Annotated in this window: 15 protein-coding genes; 8 read left to right on the top strand and 7 right to left on the bottom strand. The window is 41.7% G+C overall.

Annotation, left to right across the window (positions count from 1 at the left end):
* Nucleotides 1-18: 18 nt before the first annotated feature.
* Together dsbB and nhaB are read right to left on the bottom strand one after the other, a co-directional pair.
* Nucleotides 19-540 carry a disulfide bond formation protein DsbB gene (gene dsbB, locus ACE2AL_RS09805; RefSeq protein WP_206086156.1) on the bottom strand — a complete coding sequence of 174 codons (522 nt, stop codon included), beginning with the start codon at nt 538-540 and terminating at the stop codon, nt 19-21.
* 157 nt (nt 541-697) lie between these two features.
* A complete protein-coding gene (gene nhaB, locus ACE2AL_RS09810; protein WP_272573178.1) occupies nt 698-2,245 on the bottom strand; it encodes a sodium/proton antiporter NhaB in 1,548 nt (515 codons plus the stop codon).
* Between the two features lie 220 nt (nt 2,246-2,465).
* On the opposite strand from nhaB, the gene fadR reads away from it, so the two are divergent.
* From fadR to ACE2AL_RS09830, 4 genes are all read left to right on the top strand, one after another.
* Nucleotides 2,466-3,182, top strand: a complete 717-nt coding sequence (fadR, locus tag ACE2AL_RS09815; protein WP_047756875.1) for a fatty acid metabolism transcriptional regulator FadR — start codon at nt 2,466-2,468, stop codon at nt 3,180-3,182.
* Between the two features lie 491 nt (nt 3,183-3,673).
* The gene (locus tag ACE2AL_RS09820; RefSeq protein ID WP_375084286.1) at nt 3,674-4,975 is read left to right on the top strand and encodes a D-amino acid dehydrogenase; all 1,302 of its coding nucleotides are present in this window, start codon (nt 3,674-3,676) and stop codon (nt 4,973-4,975) included.
* Between the two features lie 62 nt (nt 4,976-5,037).
* A complete protein-coding gene (gene alr / locus ACE2AL_RS09825) occupies nt 5,038-6,117 on the top strand; it encodes an alanine racemase (RefSeq protein ID WP_375084287.1) in 1,080 nt (359 codons plus the stop codon).
* Nucleotides 6,118-6,249: 132 nt separating this feature from the next.
* On the top strand, nt 6,250-7,002 hold the full coding sequence (locus tag ACE2AL_RS09830; protein ID WP_206086152.1) for a MipA/OmpV family protein: 753 nt from the start codon (nt 6,250-6,252) through the stop codon (nt 7,000-7,002).
* 66 nt (nt 7,003-7,068) lie between these two features.
* Here ACE2AL_RS09830 and ACE2AL_RS09835 read toward each other — a convergent pair whose 3' ends face one another.
* Entirely contained in the window at nt 7,069-7,950 is an 882-nt protein-coding gene (locus tag ACE2AL_RS09835; protein ID WP_375084288.1) for a D-hexose-6-phosphate mutarotase, read from the bottom strand.
* Between the two features lie 231 nt (nt 7,951-8,181).
* Nucleotides 8,182-9,177: a glyceraldehyde-3-phosphate dehydrogenase gene (gene gapA, locus ACE2AL_RS09840; protein WP_206086150.1), complete on the bottom strand. Its 996-nt coding sequence runs from the start codon at nt 9,175-9,177 to the stop codon at nt 8,182-8,184.
* Between the two features lie 355 nt (nt 9,178-9,532).
* On the opposite strand from gapA, the gene msrB reads away from it, so the two are divergent.
* Together msrB and ACE2AL_RS09850 are read left to right on the top strand one after the other, a co-directional pair.
* Nucleotides 9,533-9,946, top strand: coding sequence for a peptide-methionine (R)-S-oxide reductase MsrB (gene msrB / locus ACE2AL_RS09845; protein WP_206086149.1), 414 nt, complete (start codon nt 9,533-9,535; stop codon nt 9,944-9,946).
* 121 nt (nt 9,947-10,067) lie between these two features.
* Complete coding sequence (locus ACE2AL_RS09850; protein ID WP_206086148.1) at nt 10,068-10,370, top strand: YeaC family protein; 303 nt, start codon at nt 10,068-10,070, stop codon at nt 10,368-10,370.
* Nucleotides 10,371-10,437: 67 nt separating this feature from the next.
* Here the strand turns inward: ACE2AL_RS09850 and pncA are convergent, their stop codons facing one another.
* The 3 genes from pncA to sppA all read right to left on the bottom strand — a co-directional run bounded on the left by pncA (nt 10,438) and on the right by sppA (nt 14,119).
* The gene (gene pncA, locus ACE2AL_RS09855; protein ID WP_206086147.1) at nt 10,438-11,064 is read right to left on the bottom strand and encodes a bifunctional nicotinamidase/pyrazinamidase; all 627 of its coding nucleotides are present in this window, start codon (nt 11,062-11,064) and stop codon (nt 10,438-10,440) included.
* A gap of 11 nt (nt 11,065-11,075) precedes the next feature.
* Nucleotides 11,076-12,095, bottom strand: coding sequence for an asparaginase (ansA, locus tag ACE2AL_RS09860; RefSeq protein WP_272539380.1), 1,020 nt, complete (start codon nt 12,093-12,095; stop codon nt 11,076-11,078).
* A gap of 167 nt (nt 12,096-12,262) precedes the next feature.
* On the bottom strand, nt 12,263-14,119 hold the full coding sequence (gene sppA / locus ACE2AL_RS09865) for a signal peptide peptidase SppA (protein WP_206086145.1): 1,857 nt from the start codon (nt 14,117-14,119) through the stop codon (nt 12,263-12,265).
* A 792-nt stretch (nt 14,120-14,911) separates the two neighbouring features.
* Between sppA and ACE2AL_RS09870 the strand changes: the two genes are divergently transcribed.
* Both ACE2AL_RS09870 and selD read left to right on the top strand, forming a co-directional pair.
* Nucleotides 14,912-15,463 (top strand): NAD(P)H nitroreductase, encoded by a 552-nt coding sequence (locus ACE2AL_RS09870; protein ID WP_206086144.1) that lies wholly within the window; start codon nt 14,912-14,914, stop codon nt 15,461-15,463.
* A 10-nt stretch (nt 15,464-15,473) separates the two neighbouring features.
* Nucleotides 15,474-16,517, top strand: coding sequence for a selenide, water dikinase SelD (gene selD, locus ACE2AL_RS09875; protein WP_206086143.1), 1,044 nt, complete (start codon nt 15,474-15,476; stop codon nt 16,515-16,517).
* Nucleotide 16,518: the final 1 nt, after the last annotated feature.

Consider the following 16,518-nt stretch of genomic DNA (forward strand, 5'->3'; position numbering starts at 1 on the left):
TTTTCAATTCATTTATGGTTAAACCGATTTTTTAGCGGGGAAAAATTGGCTAATTAACACAATAATAGCCACTAAAATATAAGCGGCAAAAATACCAATTAACCACTGCGGCATATCAAGGCCTAAAAATGCCCACTGTCTAACCGCGCAGTCACCCGTTGCTTCAAACATCGCAGGAACCCACTCTTGCAGTGGCAACCAATCAGGGAAGTTGACAAAGAAATCACAAGAAGCAAATGGCGAAGGGTAAAGTTGCAGCATGGTATGTTCCCATGCAAGGTCTAAACCGCGCCATGCGGCGTAAATCCACACAGCGATGGCTACCCAACGAATGACAATATTTCTCGGTGCGATAGCACCAATTAAACCTGCAAACATAACGCCCAGTAATGCAACGCGTTCATAAATACACATTACGCAGGGTTGAAGCTTCATAACATGTTGAAAATATAATGCCGCACACTCTAACATAAAGGCTGTAAAGGCCATCAATAGCCATGCGCCTCGTCCTTGTGAGCAGTAGTTAAAAAATCGGAACATACTTGAGATATCCTAATTGAGTGATGCGCACATTTTGCCCCTATCGGCCTGATAAAAAAAGCGCCTAAAGCAAAATAAATGCCATTTCGAGTTAGGTTTTACCTAACATTACAATCAGGCGCTGATAAAAGCGCCTGATTGAGGTTGAGTATAATCCCTATCCAAATGTAATCAAACCGATGGACGCCATCCAATGCGTTATCGGTACGAGCCAGTATTCAACACCTAATAAGCCAACAATGGTCATGACAACAGTATAAGGAAGAGCCATCCAAACCATTCGACCATATGATAAACGAATTAATGGTGAGAGTGCGGAAGTTAGTAAGAACAAGAATGCCGCTTGCCCATTTGGTGTTGCTACAGAGGGGAGGTTTGTCCCTGTATTGATAGCCACGGCTAAAAACTGGTATTGCTCAGGTGAAACGAGTCCTTCTTTTGCAGCCTTCATTGCTTCAGTGATATACACAGTGCCCACAAAGACGTTATCTGATACTGCGGATAATAAGCCGTTAAACAGATAAAATAGCGATAACTGGGACGATTCGGACGACTGTAAGACAAACTGAATGAATGGCGTGAAGAGTTGTTGATCAATAATAACGGCGACAATACTGAAAAATACGGTTAATAGTGCCGTGAATGGAAGGGCTTCTTCGAAAGCTTTGCCTAGAGCGTGTTCTTCAGTGATACCACAAAATGCAGTCGCTAACACAATCACGGATAAACCGATTAACCCAACTTCAGCTAAATGGAAGGCCAAAGCAACAATTAGCCATATCCCAATTAGCCCCTGTACCCACAGTTGGGCTTGTTCCTTTTTCGTCCGTTTCGCCGTCATTTTTTTATCATGATCGGTTAAAATTTGGCGAACACTGTCTGGAAGTTCTACACCGTAACCAAATAGTTTGAACTTTTCTACAAGAAAACAAACAATTAGCCCACAGAGGAAAACAGGAATAGTGACAGGTGCCATACGAATATAAAAGGTAATGAAATCCCAGTTAACATGCTTTGCGATGATTAAGTTTTGAGGTTCACCAACCATGGTCATTACGCCACCCAGCGCCGTACCAATCCCTGCATGCATCATTAAGCTACGTAAAAAAGCGCGAAATTGCTCTAAGGTTTGTTTTTGCTCACTGCTATTAATAAAACCATCATTTTGCAGGTCAATATCACTATGCTGATTAGATGCATATTGGTGATAAATAGAATAGAAACCAATTGAAACGCTGATCACGACAGCAATAACGGTTAACGCATCTAAAAAAGCAGATAAAAACGCACTTGCTAAGCAAAAAGCTAATGACAGAATTCGTTTAGAACGGACGTTTATCAGTAATTTGGTGAAAACAAATAACAACAGCTGCTTCATAAAGTAGATACCAGCCACCATGAAGATCAACAGTAAAATGACTTCAAGATTATTGCTGATTTCATGAGAAATCTGCGCAGGGCTGGTCATGCCAATCAGTACAGCCTCGATAGCGAGTAGGCCTCCAGGTTGTAAGGGATAGCATTTTAATGCCATTGCTAATGTAAATATAAATTCAATAACCAATAGCCATCCTGCGATGAATGGGCTGGCGAAATAGAAAACAATTGGGTTGATGACCAGGAATATAATAATGGCAAGTTTGTACCAATCAGGTGAGTTCCCCAGAAAGTTTTTCAAAAATGCGCTTTTTAAACTAAAATCCATTATGGTTTGTTATCCTCTTATTGGATGTTTTGTCTCGTTCCACAACATACTACTCTTATCTTTTAAGGATTTTAAGTCTATTTGCTAATTGATAATGTATGAATTATATGGAAATTCTATGATTTGCTTCACTCTTTATTTTGAGTCTAACTATATCAGAAGACGACAATCTGGTATGATTTCCTCAATATCCGTTTAAAAGGTTTGGAATAATAAAAATATGGTTATTAAAGCTCAAAGCCCGGCAGGTTTTGCGGAAGAGTACATTATTGAAAGTATATGGAACAACCGTTTTCCACCAGGTTCAATCTTGCCCGCTGAGCGCGAACTGTCTGAGTTAATTGGTGTGACACGCACCACTCTACGTGAGGTGTTACAACGCTTGGCTCGTGATGGTTGGTTAACCATCCAACATGGTAAGCCAACTAAGGTGAATAACTATTGGGAGACTTCTGGCTTAAATATTTTAGAAACATTAGCTCGATTAGATCACGATAGAGTTCCACAACTGATTGATAATTTGCTGGCAGTGCGGACAAATATTGCTGCAATTTTTATTCGTACGGCTTTTCGTAACAATCCTGAAAAGTCCTTAGAGGTATTAGCTGGCAGAGAAAAAGTGGAAGACAATTCAGATGCCTTTAGCGATTTGGATTATAACATTTTCCGTGGCCTCGCTTTTGCTTCAGGTAACCCAATTTATGGGCTAATTATTAATGGGTTAAGAGGGTTATATACCCGTGTTGGTCGGTATTATTTTTCTAACCCTGAAGCGAGACGCTTAGCGTTGAGTTTCTATCAGCAATTAAGCCATCTGTGTCGTGAGCAAGCCTATGACCGTATCATGGAATGTGTGCGTAATTACGGTAAGGAAAGTGGCCTGATTTGGCATTCTATGCAAGGTAATATGCCATCTGACTTAGCTCATATCCGTTAAGCATCATCAAATTTTTATGATTCAAGCCAGCATTCAACGATGGATGCTGGCTTTTTTATTTTGTGAGTCATTCCTAAATCTCTGGTTTTATCGTTCTTACAGAGAATGCGCGATATAACAGTCGTTACAAAGCGTTAATTAAAATAATAAGCTGTAAAAGTTGCTATTTAAAATATATTAAGTTTCAAGGTTGGCGTTTGTTAGGAGTGAGTGCAAGTAATAGTAAGTTCTGGTTATTTGATAGATTCTACTGAAAAATATTGCTTTCAGCTATAAAGTTGTTTCTTGTTTTAAGTAAGATGTTGATATTTAAAATTTAATTGAATCGCCTCTTTTTTATGCGTTAGAATAAAAATCTATTTTGTAAATACATTGTGACAATAATCGAATTTTTTATCTGAATTGTTAAAAGTGTTAATTCACTACATTGGCAAATGAATACTAGAATATTATTCTAATGAGTAAATCATCATTTTGCGGCTGAGGATCTTATGAAAATTCTAGTGTTAGGTGCAGGTGTTATTGGTGTGACAACAGCATGGTATTTGGCGCAAGAAGGCCATGAAGTTATTGTTGTGGATAGGCAACATGATGTTGCTGAAGAAACCAGTGCAGGTAATGCAGGGCAAGTTTCACCTGGATATGCTACGCCATGGGGGGCGCCAGGTATTCCATTGAAAGCGGTAAAATGGATGTTTGAAAAGCATGCACCACTGGCTATTCGTCCAGATGGGTCGTTATTTCAACTACGTTGGATGTGGCAAATGCTCAAAAACTGTGATATTCAGCATTACACAATGAACAAAAGCCGCATGGTGCGTATTGCTGAATATAGCCGTGATTGTATGCGTGAGCTTAGAAATGACATTGGTATTCACTATGAGGAACGCCAAGGGGGTACACTGCAACTGTTTCGTACGGCTAAGCAATTTGATAATGCCGCGAATGATATTGCCGTGCTGCAACAAGAGGGAGTGCCTTATGAGCTATTAACCTCTGATGAATTGATCACAGCAGAGCCAGCACTCGAATTTGTGAAGCACAAATTAACGGGGGGATTGCGTTTACCAAATGATGAAACAGGGGATTGTCAGCAATTCACCAAGAAGCTCGCTAAAATGGCGAAGGATGCAGGGGTAAAATTCCAATTTGGCGTGCAAGTGGAGCAAATTATAACAGAAGGTCAACGTGTGAGTGGTGTGCGTATTGATGGTCAGATCCTGCAAGCCGATAGATATGTGGTTGCGATGGGGTCTTATTCTACCTCAATACTCCAAAATCTGGTTAAAATCCCAGTCTATCCGCTTAAAGGTTACTCGTTGACGATGCCAATAATTGACACCCAAAGAGCGCCAACTTCCACCATTTTAGATGAAACCTATAAAATTGCAGTCACTCGTTTTGATGAACGCATACGTGTTGGTGGTATGGCAGAAGTGGTCGGTTTTAATTTAAATATCCTGAAAAAACGCTGTGAAACACTGAAAATGGTGGTACAAGACTTGTACCAAGGTGGTGGCGATATCGCACAAGCACAATTTTGGACAGGGCTCAGACCAATGACGCCAGATGGTACGCCAATTGTAGGGCCAACAGCGTATAGCAATTTATACTTGAATACGGGCCACGGCACACTGGGCTGGACGATGGCATGTGGAGCAGGGAAATTGCTGTCAGATTTAATTTCAGGAAATACACCCGATATTGCTTCTGATGATTTGTCAGTATCACGGTATTTAGATGGATTTAATACGAAATTAGTGGCTGGTGGGCATTTAAACCCCGCACGTTAATTCGCTGGTACCATATAACTGATGTATTGACATAAAAATAGACATGTATTTAAGGACTTAAGATGCCACGCCCAATTAGTGCCATTATTCATTTAGACAATTTACAACATAATTTATCGGTTGTGCGTCAGCATTCAGGGCAGGCAAAAATTTGGTCAGTCATGAAGGCGGATGGTTATGGTCATGGTATCAAACACATTTGGCCCGCACTGAAAGCCACTGACGGCTTTGCAGTGTTAGACCTCCAAGAAGCTATTCTATTGCGTGAAGAAGGTTGGAAAGGGCCAATTTTGTTGCTTGAAGGTTTTTTTCAGCCACAAGATTTAGGGGTAATCGACCAGTATCACTTAACGACTAGCGTACATAGTGAATGGCAACTTTATGCTATTGAAAATGCGCAACTGTCTACGCCAATTTCAGTTTATGTCAAACTCAATAGTGGCATGAATCGTTTAGGTTTTCCTGTATCGGGATATCAAAATGTCATTGAACAGTTAGCGAAGATGGAGAATGTCGGCTCCATCACGTTAATGAGTCATTTTGCTAATTCAGATTCACATACTGGGGTAATTGAGCCATTTGAGAAAATTAAACAGTTTAGTCATTTGTCTTTACAAACCTGTATTGCCAATTCAGGTGCAACTCTTTGGCACAAAGATACTCAGTATGATTGGGTACGGACGGGGATCTTGTTGTATGGTGCGTCACCAAGTGGAAAGTCAGCTGATATCCAACAGTATCCGCTAAAAGCTGCGATGACGTTACAATCAGAGGTGATAGCAATGCATGATATCGCTGCAGGGGAATCTATCGGTTATGGGAGCCGATTCACTGCATCTAAGCCGATGCGTATCGCTACGGTTGCGTGTGGTTACGCTGATGGCTATCCACGTCATGCCCCCAATGGAACACCTGTTTGGTGCAATGGGACACGTTGTGCGCTATTAGGCGCAGTTTCTATGGATATGTTGAGCATTGATATCACCCATTGTAGTGATGTGAAATTAGGCACCACAGTGGAATTGTGGGGGCAAAATTTGCCTGTGGACGATGTGGCACAAGCGGCAGGCACGATAGGCTATGAATTAATGTGTGCACTTGCAAAAAGAGTTCCTGTTCGTTACGAAAAAAGCGTAGAATAATTGTTAACCAATACTATCGCTAACTCACATATTTAGCTTTAAATGTGATTTAGATTATGAAGATTGGGGATCTTTGCATATTGATATAACATATAAGTTTGATCCATTTCTCATTATTTTTAGGTTTAATCTATGTCTAAAACAATTAAGTTAACCACACTTGCTGTGGCGTTAAGCGTGTTATCGAGCGCAGCTTTAGCTGGAACATGGTCTGTTGGTGGCTCTGTACTGGCGCAATCTACGCCATATAAAGGCATTAAGTCTCGTGATTATATTACGCCAGTACCAATTGTGAATTATGACAGTGAAAATTTTTACTTTCATACGTTAGCTGCAGGTTACTACCTGTGGAATGACACGCAAGATCAACTGTCTTTAGATGCGTACTATTATCCTCAATTTTTTAAACCTAAAGACAATGATGACAAAGCAATGCGTGAGCTAAATCGTCGCCGTGATACGGTTATGACCGGTTTTACCTACCGCCATAAAGCGGATTGGGGCACACTGCGTACGAATATTTCAGGGGATATCCTTGGTATTAGTAATGGTATTCGTGGTGAGTTTGCTTACCTATATGGCTTTGAAGGCGACAAATGGTCTATCACGCCAGGCTTAGGTATCAAATGGGATAGCAAAAATCAAAATCGTTATGAATATGGCGTTTCTTCAAAAGAATCGAATCATAGCGGTTTAAAACGTTATAACCCAGGTTCAAGCTGGACGCCGTATATGGAAGTCACAGGTAACTACCGTTTCGACGAAAATTGGACTGTGTTTGCGATGGGGCGTGTTGACCGCCTACCGAGTGAAGTAAAAGATAGCCCAATGGTGAATAAATCTGTTTCTGCCATTATGTGGACGGGTGTGACCTATACATTCTAATGTGTCGTTAAAGAATCATAAACCCTCAGTAAGATGACTCTACTGGGGGTTTATTTTGTCTTAATATTAATTTTGTGGTTTATTATCGCGGCTTACCATCACTAAAGACAGGCGAGCAGGGTGCTGAGCATCGCTTTTCATGGGCACATTAATACAGGCCGTTTCAACACAAACCATCTGTTTATAACCATTATTTGGCATGTCTTGCATACTACATGATAATTCAGCCCATGGATTCCAACACACCACATCACTATTATGGTAATGATGCAATTCAATCGTGCGGTTCCAGCCTTCATCGCGCAGTAAGCTGTACTCTTCAGGTTCTGAATAGATGCGGTCAGTGTGTTTATTGAATTTTAATGGTTCAGATGCATACACTTCTTTATCAGCGACCTTATCAAAATAGTGACCGCCAAGGCCGTAAACAGTCGCTTTGTGAATATCACTGATGTTGAAGTAAGTGTGTAATGCTGCTGTCGTTTCAAAATCACCATAGCTTTCGAGCTCAAGCTCACAGGTTTCACCCAGTTTCATTCGTAAAATCAATGTGAACTCGTGGGGCCATAGCTTACGGGTATAATCAGTGTCAGTGAGCGTAAAGGTTAAAATTACCCCATCATCATGTTCATTATGGGCAGTAAATTGCCAAGGCAAGATACGCGCAAAGCCGTGACTCGGACTCGCTACAGGGCCAAACCATGGCCAACAGATAGGAATGCCTCCACGGATTGCTACGCCGTTTTTAAACGCACTTTCAGAACTTAGCCAAAGACACGGCTTTTGCCCCGCAGGTTGCCAATCAATGAGATGTGCGCCTTGTAAACTGACTGCACCACGAACTTTTGGGTGAGAAACCACAATCAGTGGTAGGTCACCTAATTGGCGTTGAGTGATATAGGCAGAGAGTTGTTTAATAACGGGTAGAGCAAAAATTTTTTCGTGCATGGTATCGGCCTGTGTTAGTAGAAACAGCATTAATACGCATTATACGTTTTGCGTGTGGCAGATTTGTGCGATGTATGGCACTTATCTTAAATCTGATTGAAAGTTGGTTTATACAGTATCGAATAATGGATTAAAGATAAATGAAGTGAGATAAAATATTAATGCAGTATTCGATATGATACAAAAGAGCCGCCAATTGGCGGCTCAGTCAGGCTAATTACTTAACAACACTTATTTAGAGATGTGAGCAATCAGGTCTAATACTTTGTTTGAGTAACCTGTTTCGTTGTCATACCAAGAAACTAATTTAACAAAGTTATCGTTCAGTGCGATACCAGCTTTAGCATCAAACACAGAAGTCAGTTTTTCACCGTTGAAGTCTGTTGATACAACGTCATCTTCAGTGTAGCCCAGAACACCTTTCAGTTCGCCTGCTGCAGCTTCTTTGATAGCTTCACAGATTTGCGCGTAAGTTGCTGGTTTTTCTAAACGTGCAGTTAAGTCAACAACTGAAACGTTTGGTGTTGGTACACGGAAAGACATACCAGTCAGTTTACCGTTCAGCTCAGGAATAACTTTACCTACAGCTTTAGCAGCACCAGTTGAAGATGGGATGATGTTTTGAGAAGCACCACGACCACCACGCCAGTCTTTGTGAGAAGGGCCATCAACTGTTTTTTGCGTTGCAGTTGTTGCGTGAACAGTCGTCATCAGACCTTCAACGATACCGAATTTGTCGTTGATAACTTTAGCCAGCGGCGCTAAGCAGTTAGTTGTACAAGATGCGTTAGAAACGATTTCTTGACCTGCGTAAGCTTTGTGGTTAACGCCCATAACGAACATTGGAGTGTCATCTTTAGAAGGGCCAGTCAGAACAACTTTTTTCGCACCTGCTTGGATGTGTTTACGCGCAGTTTCGTCAGTCAGGAAGATACCTGTTGCTTCAGCAACAACATCAACACCAACTTCGTTCCATTTCAGGTTTGCAGGATCTTTTTCTGCAGTAACACGGATTTTTTTACCGTTTACAACCAGGTGACCATCTTTAACTTCAACAGTACCGTTGAAACGACCGTGAGTTGAATCGTATTTCAGCATGTAAGCCATGTATTCTGCATCGAGCAGGTCGTTGATAGCAACGATTTCGATATCAGAACGCTCTTGTGCAGCACGGAAAACGATACGGCCAATACGACCAAAACCATTAATACCTACTTTGATAGTCATAGTATTTCCACCAGCTATTTATTCGTGAATTAAGTTGTAGTTAAAGTTACCAAAACCTTGCCAGCCGTCAAGCGGAATCGTGTCAATTATTGAAAAAAATCAATTCTGATACCACTAACTGCTTATTTGTCAGCCACTTCAGCGGCAAACACAGCCGCACGTATTATCGGGATTGTACGGCATAATGAAACCATCTATCAGTGATATATGTGATACGCTTCACAAATCAAAACGGAAAGTAAGATGCTTCTTAGTTTAGAATAGTTTTATAAAAATTGTTGTTAATTTTTTGTTGCTGAAAATTACGGTGTGATAGTCATCAACAGAACAAATTGCTTAAATACGTGGATAAGTTATGTCACAGAAAGATAAACAACACGTTGATATTTCAGATTTAAATGAGATACAGCGTTATGTTACACAGCAAGCGGGCACTGAGCCGCCATTTAGTGGTCAATTATTGCATAACCGTAAAGAGGGTGTGTACGAATGCCTGTGTTGTGGTACACCTTTATTTATGTCTGAGACTAAATTTGATGCAGGTTGTGGGTGGCCAAGTTTCTATGAGCCAGTGAATGATCATGTCATCAAATACATCGAAGATTTTTCTCATGGTATGCATCGTATTGAAGTCCGTTGCCAAAATTGTAATGCCCACTTAGGGCATGTGTTCCCTGATGGACCTATGCCAACAGGGCAACGTTACTGTATTAATTCAGCATCCTTAAGCTTTTTGGATGAGTCATCGGGTGAAAAGACGCGTGGTTAGGCTGCTGAAGGCTGCTGAAGTTTATAAGTTGTTATCAATAACCTTCAGCAATAACGATTCAGCTAAAAATAAAAAAGCAATTTAACTAAACGTCAGTATAATTTTTTGAAGGAGCGGTGCCATGAGTGTAGAAGTCGACCCAAAACATATTGAACAATTGCTTGCAGTAATGACCCCAGAGATTTATGAGCGTCTCGTTACTGCCGTTGAGTTGGGGAAATGGCCAGATGGAGTTCCTTTAACGGCGGAGCAAAAAGAACATAGCTTACAGATGGTGATGCTGTGGCAATCACGCCATAACCATGATGCTGAACATATGACTGTTGGTACCAATGGTGAGATCACCATGAAAAGCAAGCAAGAGCTGAAAGCGATGTTCCAAGGGGAGATGTTCGCAACACTCAAACCGCAAAATAACGATTAAGGTTGAGCGGCAATATTTTCTCAAGGAATACAGTACAAGAGAAAATATTGCTGAGGAAAATGAGGGGTTAGGCAATATCGTCTAGTGTGATAAGTTTGGCGCCTTGCTGTTCCATTTCGGTTAATGCAATCTGGCTGTCATTAGCGGTTAAGTTTACCCCACGACAGCCGTCAACTAATACATCAACGCTGTAGCCCAAATTCAAGGCATCGAGCACTGTAAATTTAACGCAATAATCGGTCGCAATCCCCATAATAATTAAATGGGTGATCCTCTGAGCTTGTAGCCATGTGTGTAATCGAGTTTGACTTACCTTATCGTTATCAAAGAAAGCGCTATAGCTATCAACTTGCGGGTTTTCGCCTTTCGTAAATGTTTCTTGAATGGCTTGAGTGTTTAATTGTGGGTGGAACTCTGAGCCATATTCGCCTTGGACACAATGTACAGGCCACCATACTTGCGCCAGCCCATTAAGTTCACCGATATCGCCAATTTGTGTGCCTGAGTTTGCGGCAAAACTTAAATGATTAACAGGGTGCCAATCTTGACTTGCAAGGGTGGTAATCCCTTTTTGTTGGCAAATCGTGATTGCTTTATTTGCTATGTCTATAACGTGTTCACTTTCATTCACAGCGAGAGTGCCGCCTGTGCAAAAATCATTTTGTAAATCGACTAATAATAAGGCCGTTTTCATCATTTCCTCAGTTATTCATCAGCGTAACTCAATTCACCGCGTAAATTATTTTGCATTAATTCGCGGATCAGCGCAGGTGTGTAATCTTGGCTCAGTAAATAATGTAATTTACTCAATGCCGCTTCAAAAGTCATGTCATAACCACTAATTACCCCTGATTCTGCGAGGGCATGTCCTGTGGCATAGCCTTCCATATTCACACGCCCTGAAATGCACTGTGTTAGATTGACCACAATAATCCCACGGTTAGTCGCTTCCCGTAGAATGCGCAGTAATTCAGGCTGCTGAGGTGCATTCCCGACCCCATAAGAGCGCAAGATTAATGCTTTGACGGGTTGTTGAAGGATATTACGAACAATATCAATAGATAAACCAGGGTAGAGCGTGACAACGCCAATCGGTTGAGGTGTGATGCGGTGTGTCTTGAATTCCCCGACGCCAATGGGGGCGGGGCAAGCATTAAAAGTACGAATATGAATACCTGCTTCCATCAACGGTGAGCAGTTCGGGGAACTAAAGGCATCGAAACCATCTGCATGCGCTTTGACTGTACGGTTACCACGGTACAATTTATTGTTGAAAAATAATCCTACTTCATTAATGGGATAATTTGCTGCTAAATACAAGGCATTCAATAAGTTAGTTTGACCATCAGAACGTAATGCTTCCAATGGAATTTGTGACCCTGTCACGATAACGGGCTTCTTTAAGTTTTCAAACATAAAAGAAAGGGCGGATGCTGTAAATGCCATGGTATCCGTGCCGTGTAAAATGACAAACCCATCATATTTTTCATAGTGTTGGCAAATATCATCTGCAATGATTTGCCAATCTTCAGGGGTGATATCGGATGAGTCGATTAACGGCTGATGTTCGCGAATTGTGAATTCAGGCATTTCTGGACGGTGAAATTCAGGCATCTGAGCCAATTGCGCTTGTAAATGACCTGAGACAGGTATGTAACCTTGCGGTGAGTGACGCATGCCGATGGTGCCGCCAGTATAAACGACATAAATAGATTTCTTCTGCATTTGATTACCTAATTTATTAGCGCATGGAGAAGTGAAAATAATTATCCGAATTTTGACGTAATTACTGGTGTATTACTATCGTTAAATTGCTAATTTGTAGATTGAAATGAGGTGAACTGAGTATCTAGTGAGAGAAATCCCCTCCAGTAAGCTAGAGGGGATGGCGATTAGTTAATTTCAGCGCAATTTAAGCAAAATGCATAACGGTTTTGTGGGTCATTCATTTTTAAGAAAAATTGAGCTTGTTGGCGGATATCTGTTGCAACAGCGGGTGGTAAAAACACGTGCAGAACATCAGGCATGGCTGCTTGAACATTACTGGTTAATTCAAGTAGCAGCTGGTCCATAAAGGACAATTCTGGTTTCATCCAATCCAATTGTACTTCTGACAGTTTAGCCAATTCTGCGGCTTTATCCACGGCGTCATCAAAATCACCCAGTTGGTCGACAAGACCATTTTTCAATGCATCTTGACCAATCCAAACACGGCCTTGGGCAATTTTGTCTATTTGCTCAGGGGTTTTGTTTCGCGCTTTTGCTACAAGATTAATAAAGGTGTCATAACCATTTTCAATGGTGATTTGCATCATATCTGCAAATTGTGGGTTGATCCCTTTTGTTATGGAGATATCGGCAAGTGGTGAAGTGGAAACCCCATCAGTGTATACGCCAATAGAATCCAGTGATTTTTCAAAGGTATTAATTACACCAAAGATACCAATTGAGCCCGTTAGCGTATTTGGGCTTGCAATAATATAATCCGCAGGTGTGGAAACCCAGTAACCGCCTGATGCCGCCATACCGCCCATAGAAACAACAACAGGTTTACCTGCAGCATGGGCGGACGCTAATTCGCTGCGAATAAGGTCAGATGCACTAACGCTTCCCCCTGGGCTATTCACACGTAGAACAATGGCTTTGATATTGTCATCAAGGCGGGCATCGCGGATTTGTGCTGCTATGGTATCCCCCCCAGCAATTCCAGGCGTCTGTGGGCCATCCATGATTGCGCCTTGCACTACGATGACGGCAATGTTGCCGCCTTGGTTTGCGGTGGTATCGGCAATCTTAGCTGAGTAATCATAGATACTAATATTATTGAATTGCTTATCGTCTTTATTCCAACCAAAGTGCTTGCTGAGGAGCTCTTCGACTTGCTCATTGGTATACACTTTATCAACCAATTTTTGTTTTAATGCATACTGAGCGCTATCACCTTTAACTGCACGTAATTGGCTAAGGACTGTATCAGCTCCAGGGAAAATCTGCGTAGTGGTCATTTTACGGTTAGTCGCTAAAGCATCCAAATAATTGTTCCATAAAGCATTTAACCATTGCTGATTCGCAAGGCGCGCGTCAGGGGACATATCATCACGCATCATGGGTTCAACCGCAGATTTATACGTTCCGACACGGAAAATATGGCTGCTAATTTTCAGTTTTTCTAACAAGGACTTGTAGTAAATGCTGTTTGTAGCGAAACCATATAAGCCAACGGAGCCTTGTGGTGTAAGATAGATATCGTCTGCAAAGCTTGCAAGGTAATATTGTGGTTGAGAAAAATGGTTACCTACAGCGTAAACTTGCTTACCTTTGTGCTTAAATTGTGCAATGGCTTTACCAATATAAGCAAGGGAAGGTTGATCTGCTCCGACTAAGTTATCAAGGCGTAATACCATACCTGTAATACGGTCGTCATCGGCGGCAGTGCGAATGGTATCGACAATATCGAATAAAGAGTTTTCTTGCATCCGATTATTAGAGGTGCCTAATAATTCGCGGCTCATACGCCCGAACGGGTCAGGTGCAGAGACTTGGTCAACCACCACGCCTTGTAAGTCTACATACAACGCACCATAGTAATTTTTTTCAGGCTCAGATTCTGAGTGATAAAGGGCAAAAGACCCAATCACAATGAAGAACAGCACAAGGAAAATCGCGTTGAAAACGAATTCCCGAATAAAGTTAAGTGCCTTCCAACTGATTTTAAAGATGGTGGCGAGGATGTCCCATATTTGACGCATTTTTTCTCCTATCCTTCATATTTTGCACCACAAGGTTGTTGGCTTCACTCACTCGCCCTAGTCACATACTTATGTATGCTCCTAGGGACTCAATCGCTTGCCGCCTACTTGTGGCACAAACTATTTTGGATACTGCTTGTTATCTTATTTTGCACCGCAAGGTTGCAGGCTTCACTCACTCGCCCTAGTCACAGACTTATGTATGCTCCTAGGGACTTAATCGCTTGCCGCCTACTTGTGGCACAAACTATTTTGGATACTGCTTGTTATCTTATTTTGCACCACAAGGTTGTTGGCTTCACTCACTCGCCCTAGTCACAGACTTATGTATGCTCCTAGGGACTCAATCGCTTGCCGCCTACTTGTGGCACAAACTATTTTGGATACTGCTTGTTATCTTATTTTGCACCACAAGGTTGTTGGCTTCACTCACTCGCTCTAGTCACAGACTTATGTATGCTCCTAGGGACTCAATCGCTTGCCGCCTACTTGTGGCACAAACTATTTTGGATACTGCTTTAAATTTGATTTATTAACAATACAGTTATTTGATAATGAATCATTTTTTATGCATAACAAATCCGTTATGCGCGATATACAATGCCACAATGATATTTTTCACTCATGACAAATGATATAATTCAATGAATTAATAATCTAATTAATGCAACCCACGTTAATCGTCAAGCAAGTCAGAGTGTAACGATAAGCTTACTATAACAATAGGTTGTGTGGGTATAATTACCTGATTGAATGATTATCAAATCAGTCTACTCTTAATCGGAGACCAATATGGATGCTTTAACTCTTTTGTTGAACCGTCGTTCAGCTTCCAGACTCACTACACCAGCACCACAAGGCGAAGAACTTAACAACATTCTTGCGGCAGGAATGAGAGCACCCGATCACGGTGCATTACGCCCATGGCATTTCGTTATTATGCAAGATGCGGGTATTAAGCGCTTTAGTCAATTGCTAGAAAAAGCAGCGATTGAAGGCAAACTAGGTGCAGAAGTTGAAGAAAAAGCACGTAATGCACCTTTTCGTGCACCCTTAATCATCACAGTGATCGCGAAAATTAAAGATCACGCTAAAGTGCCACAGTGGGAGCAATTAGTTGCCGCGAGTTGTACTGTCCAAGCGATGCAAATGGCTGCAGTTGCACAAGGTTTTGGTGGGATTTGGCGCTCAGGTTCATGGACAGAAGATGCCGTTGTTCGTGCAGGGTTAGGTTGCGAAGAAAATGACCGTATTGTCGGTTTCCTTTACTTAGGCACTCCAGAACTAAAAGCACCAGCAAAAGTTCAAACACCAGATATGGACAGTTTTATCACACATTTTTAAGGGAACAATAATGACTGAAAAAATTAGGCTAACGCAATACAGTCACGGAGCGGGTTGCGGCTGTAAAATTGCCCCGAAAGTGTTAGAACAGATTTTACATACAGAACAAGCCAAATTTCATGATCCACATTTGTTAGTTGGCAATGAAACTAAGGATGATGCTGCTGTTTATGATTTAGGTAATGGTATTGGGATCATCAGTACCACTGACTTCTTTATGCCAATCGTTGACTCTCCATTTGAATTTGGGCGCATTGCGGCAACCAACGCGATTAGCGATATTTTTGCTATGGGGGGTAAGCCGATTATGGCGATTGCGATTTTAGGATGGCCGATCGCTAAATTACCACCAGAGGTTGCTCGTGAAGTGATTGAAGGTGGTCGTGCTGCTTGTGCAGATGCTGGAATTTCCCTTGCGGGTGGGCACTCTATTGATGCCCCTGAGCCTATTTTTGGCTTGGCTGTCACGGGGGTCGTCAACACGGAGTATGTGAAAAAAAATAGTGCTGCAACAGCAGATTGTGAGCTGTTTTTGACAAAACCACTCGGTATTGGCGTGCTAACGACCGCGGAGAAAAAAGGTTTACTCAAAGAAGAGCACCAGCACCTTGCCGCAGAAACCATGTGCCAGTTGAATAAACTCGGCGCCGTGATTGCCCCCCTAGAAGGTGTCACTGCAATGACGGATGTGACAGGTTTCGGTTTACTTGGTCACTTAAGTGAGATTTGCGAAGGTTCTGGCGTTCGCGCACAGGTTTCTTTTAGCAAAGTGCCAAAATTAGCCGATGTTGAAAAATATATCGAAGCGGGATGTGTGCCAGGCGGAACATCACGTAATTTTGATAGCTATGGTCATCTTATTGGTCCTATGAGTGATATGCAGCGTCAATTATTGTGTGATCCTCAAACCTCTGGTGGGTTACTTATTGCTGTAAAACCATCTGAAGTCATTAAAATTAAAGAGATTGCACAGCAGCAAGGTGTTTTGCTACAGTCTATCGGAAGATTACTCCCCCATCAGGACAATGTCCCACTAGTTGAAGTGATAGATTAAT

The sequence above is a fragment of the Providencia xihuensis genome, from assembly GCF_041953405.1.
Taxonomy (GTDB): Bacteria; Pseudomonadota; Gammaproteobacteria; order Enterobacterales; family Enterobacteriaceae; genus Providencia; species Providencia vermicola.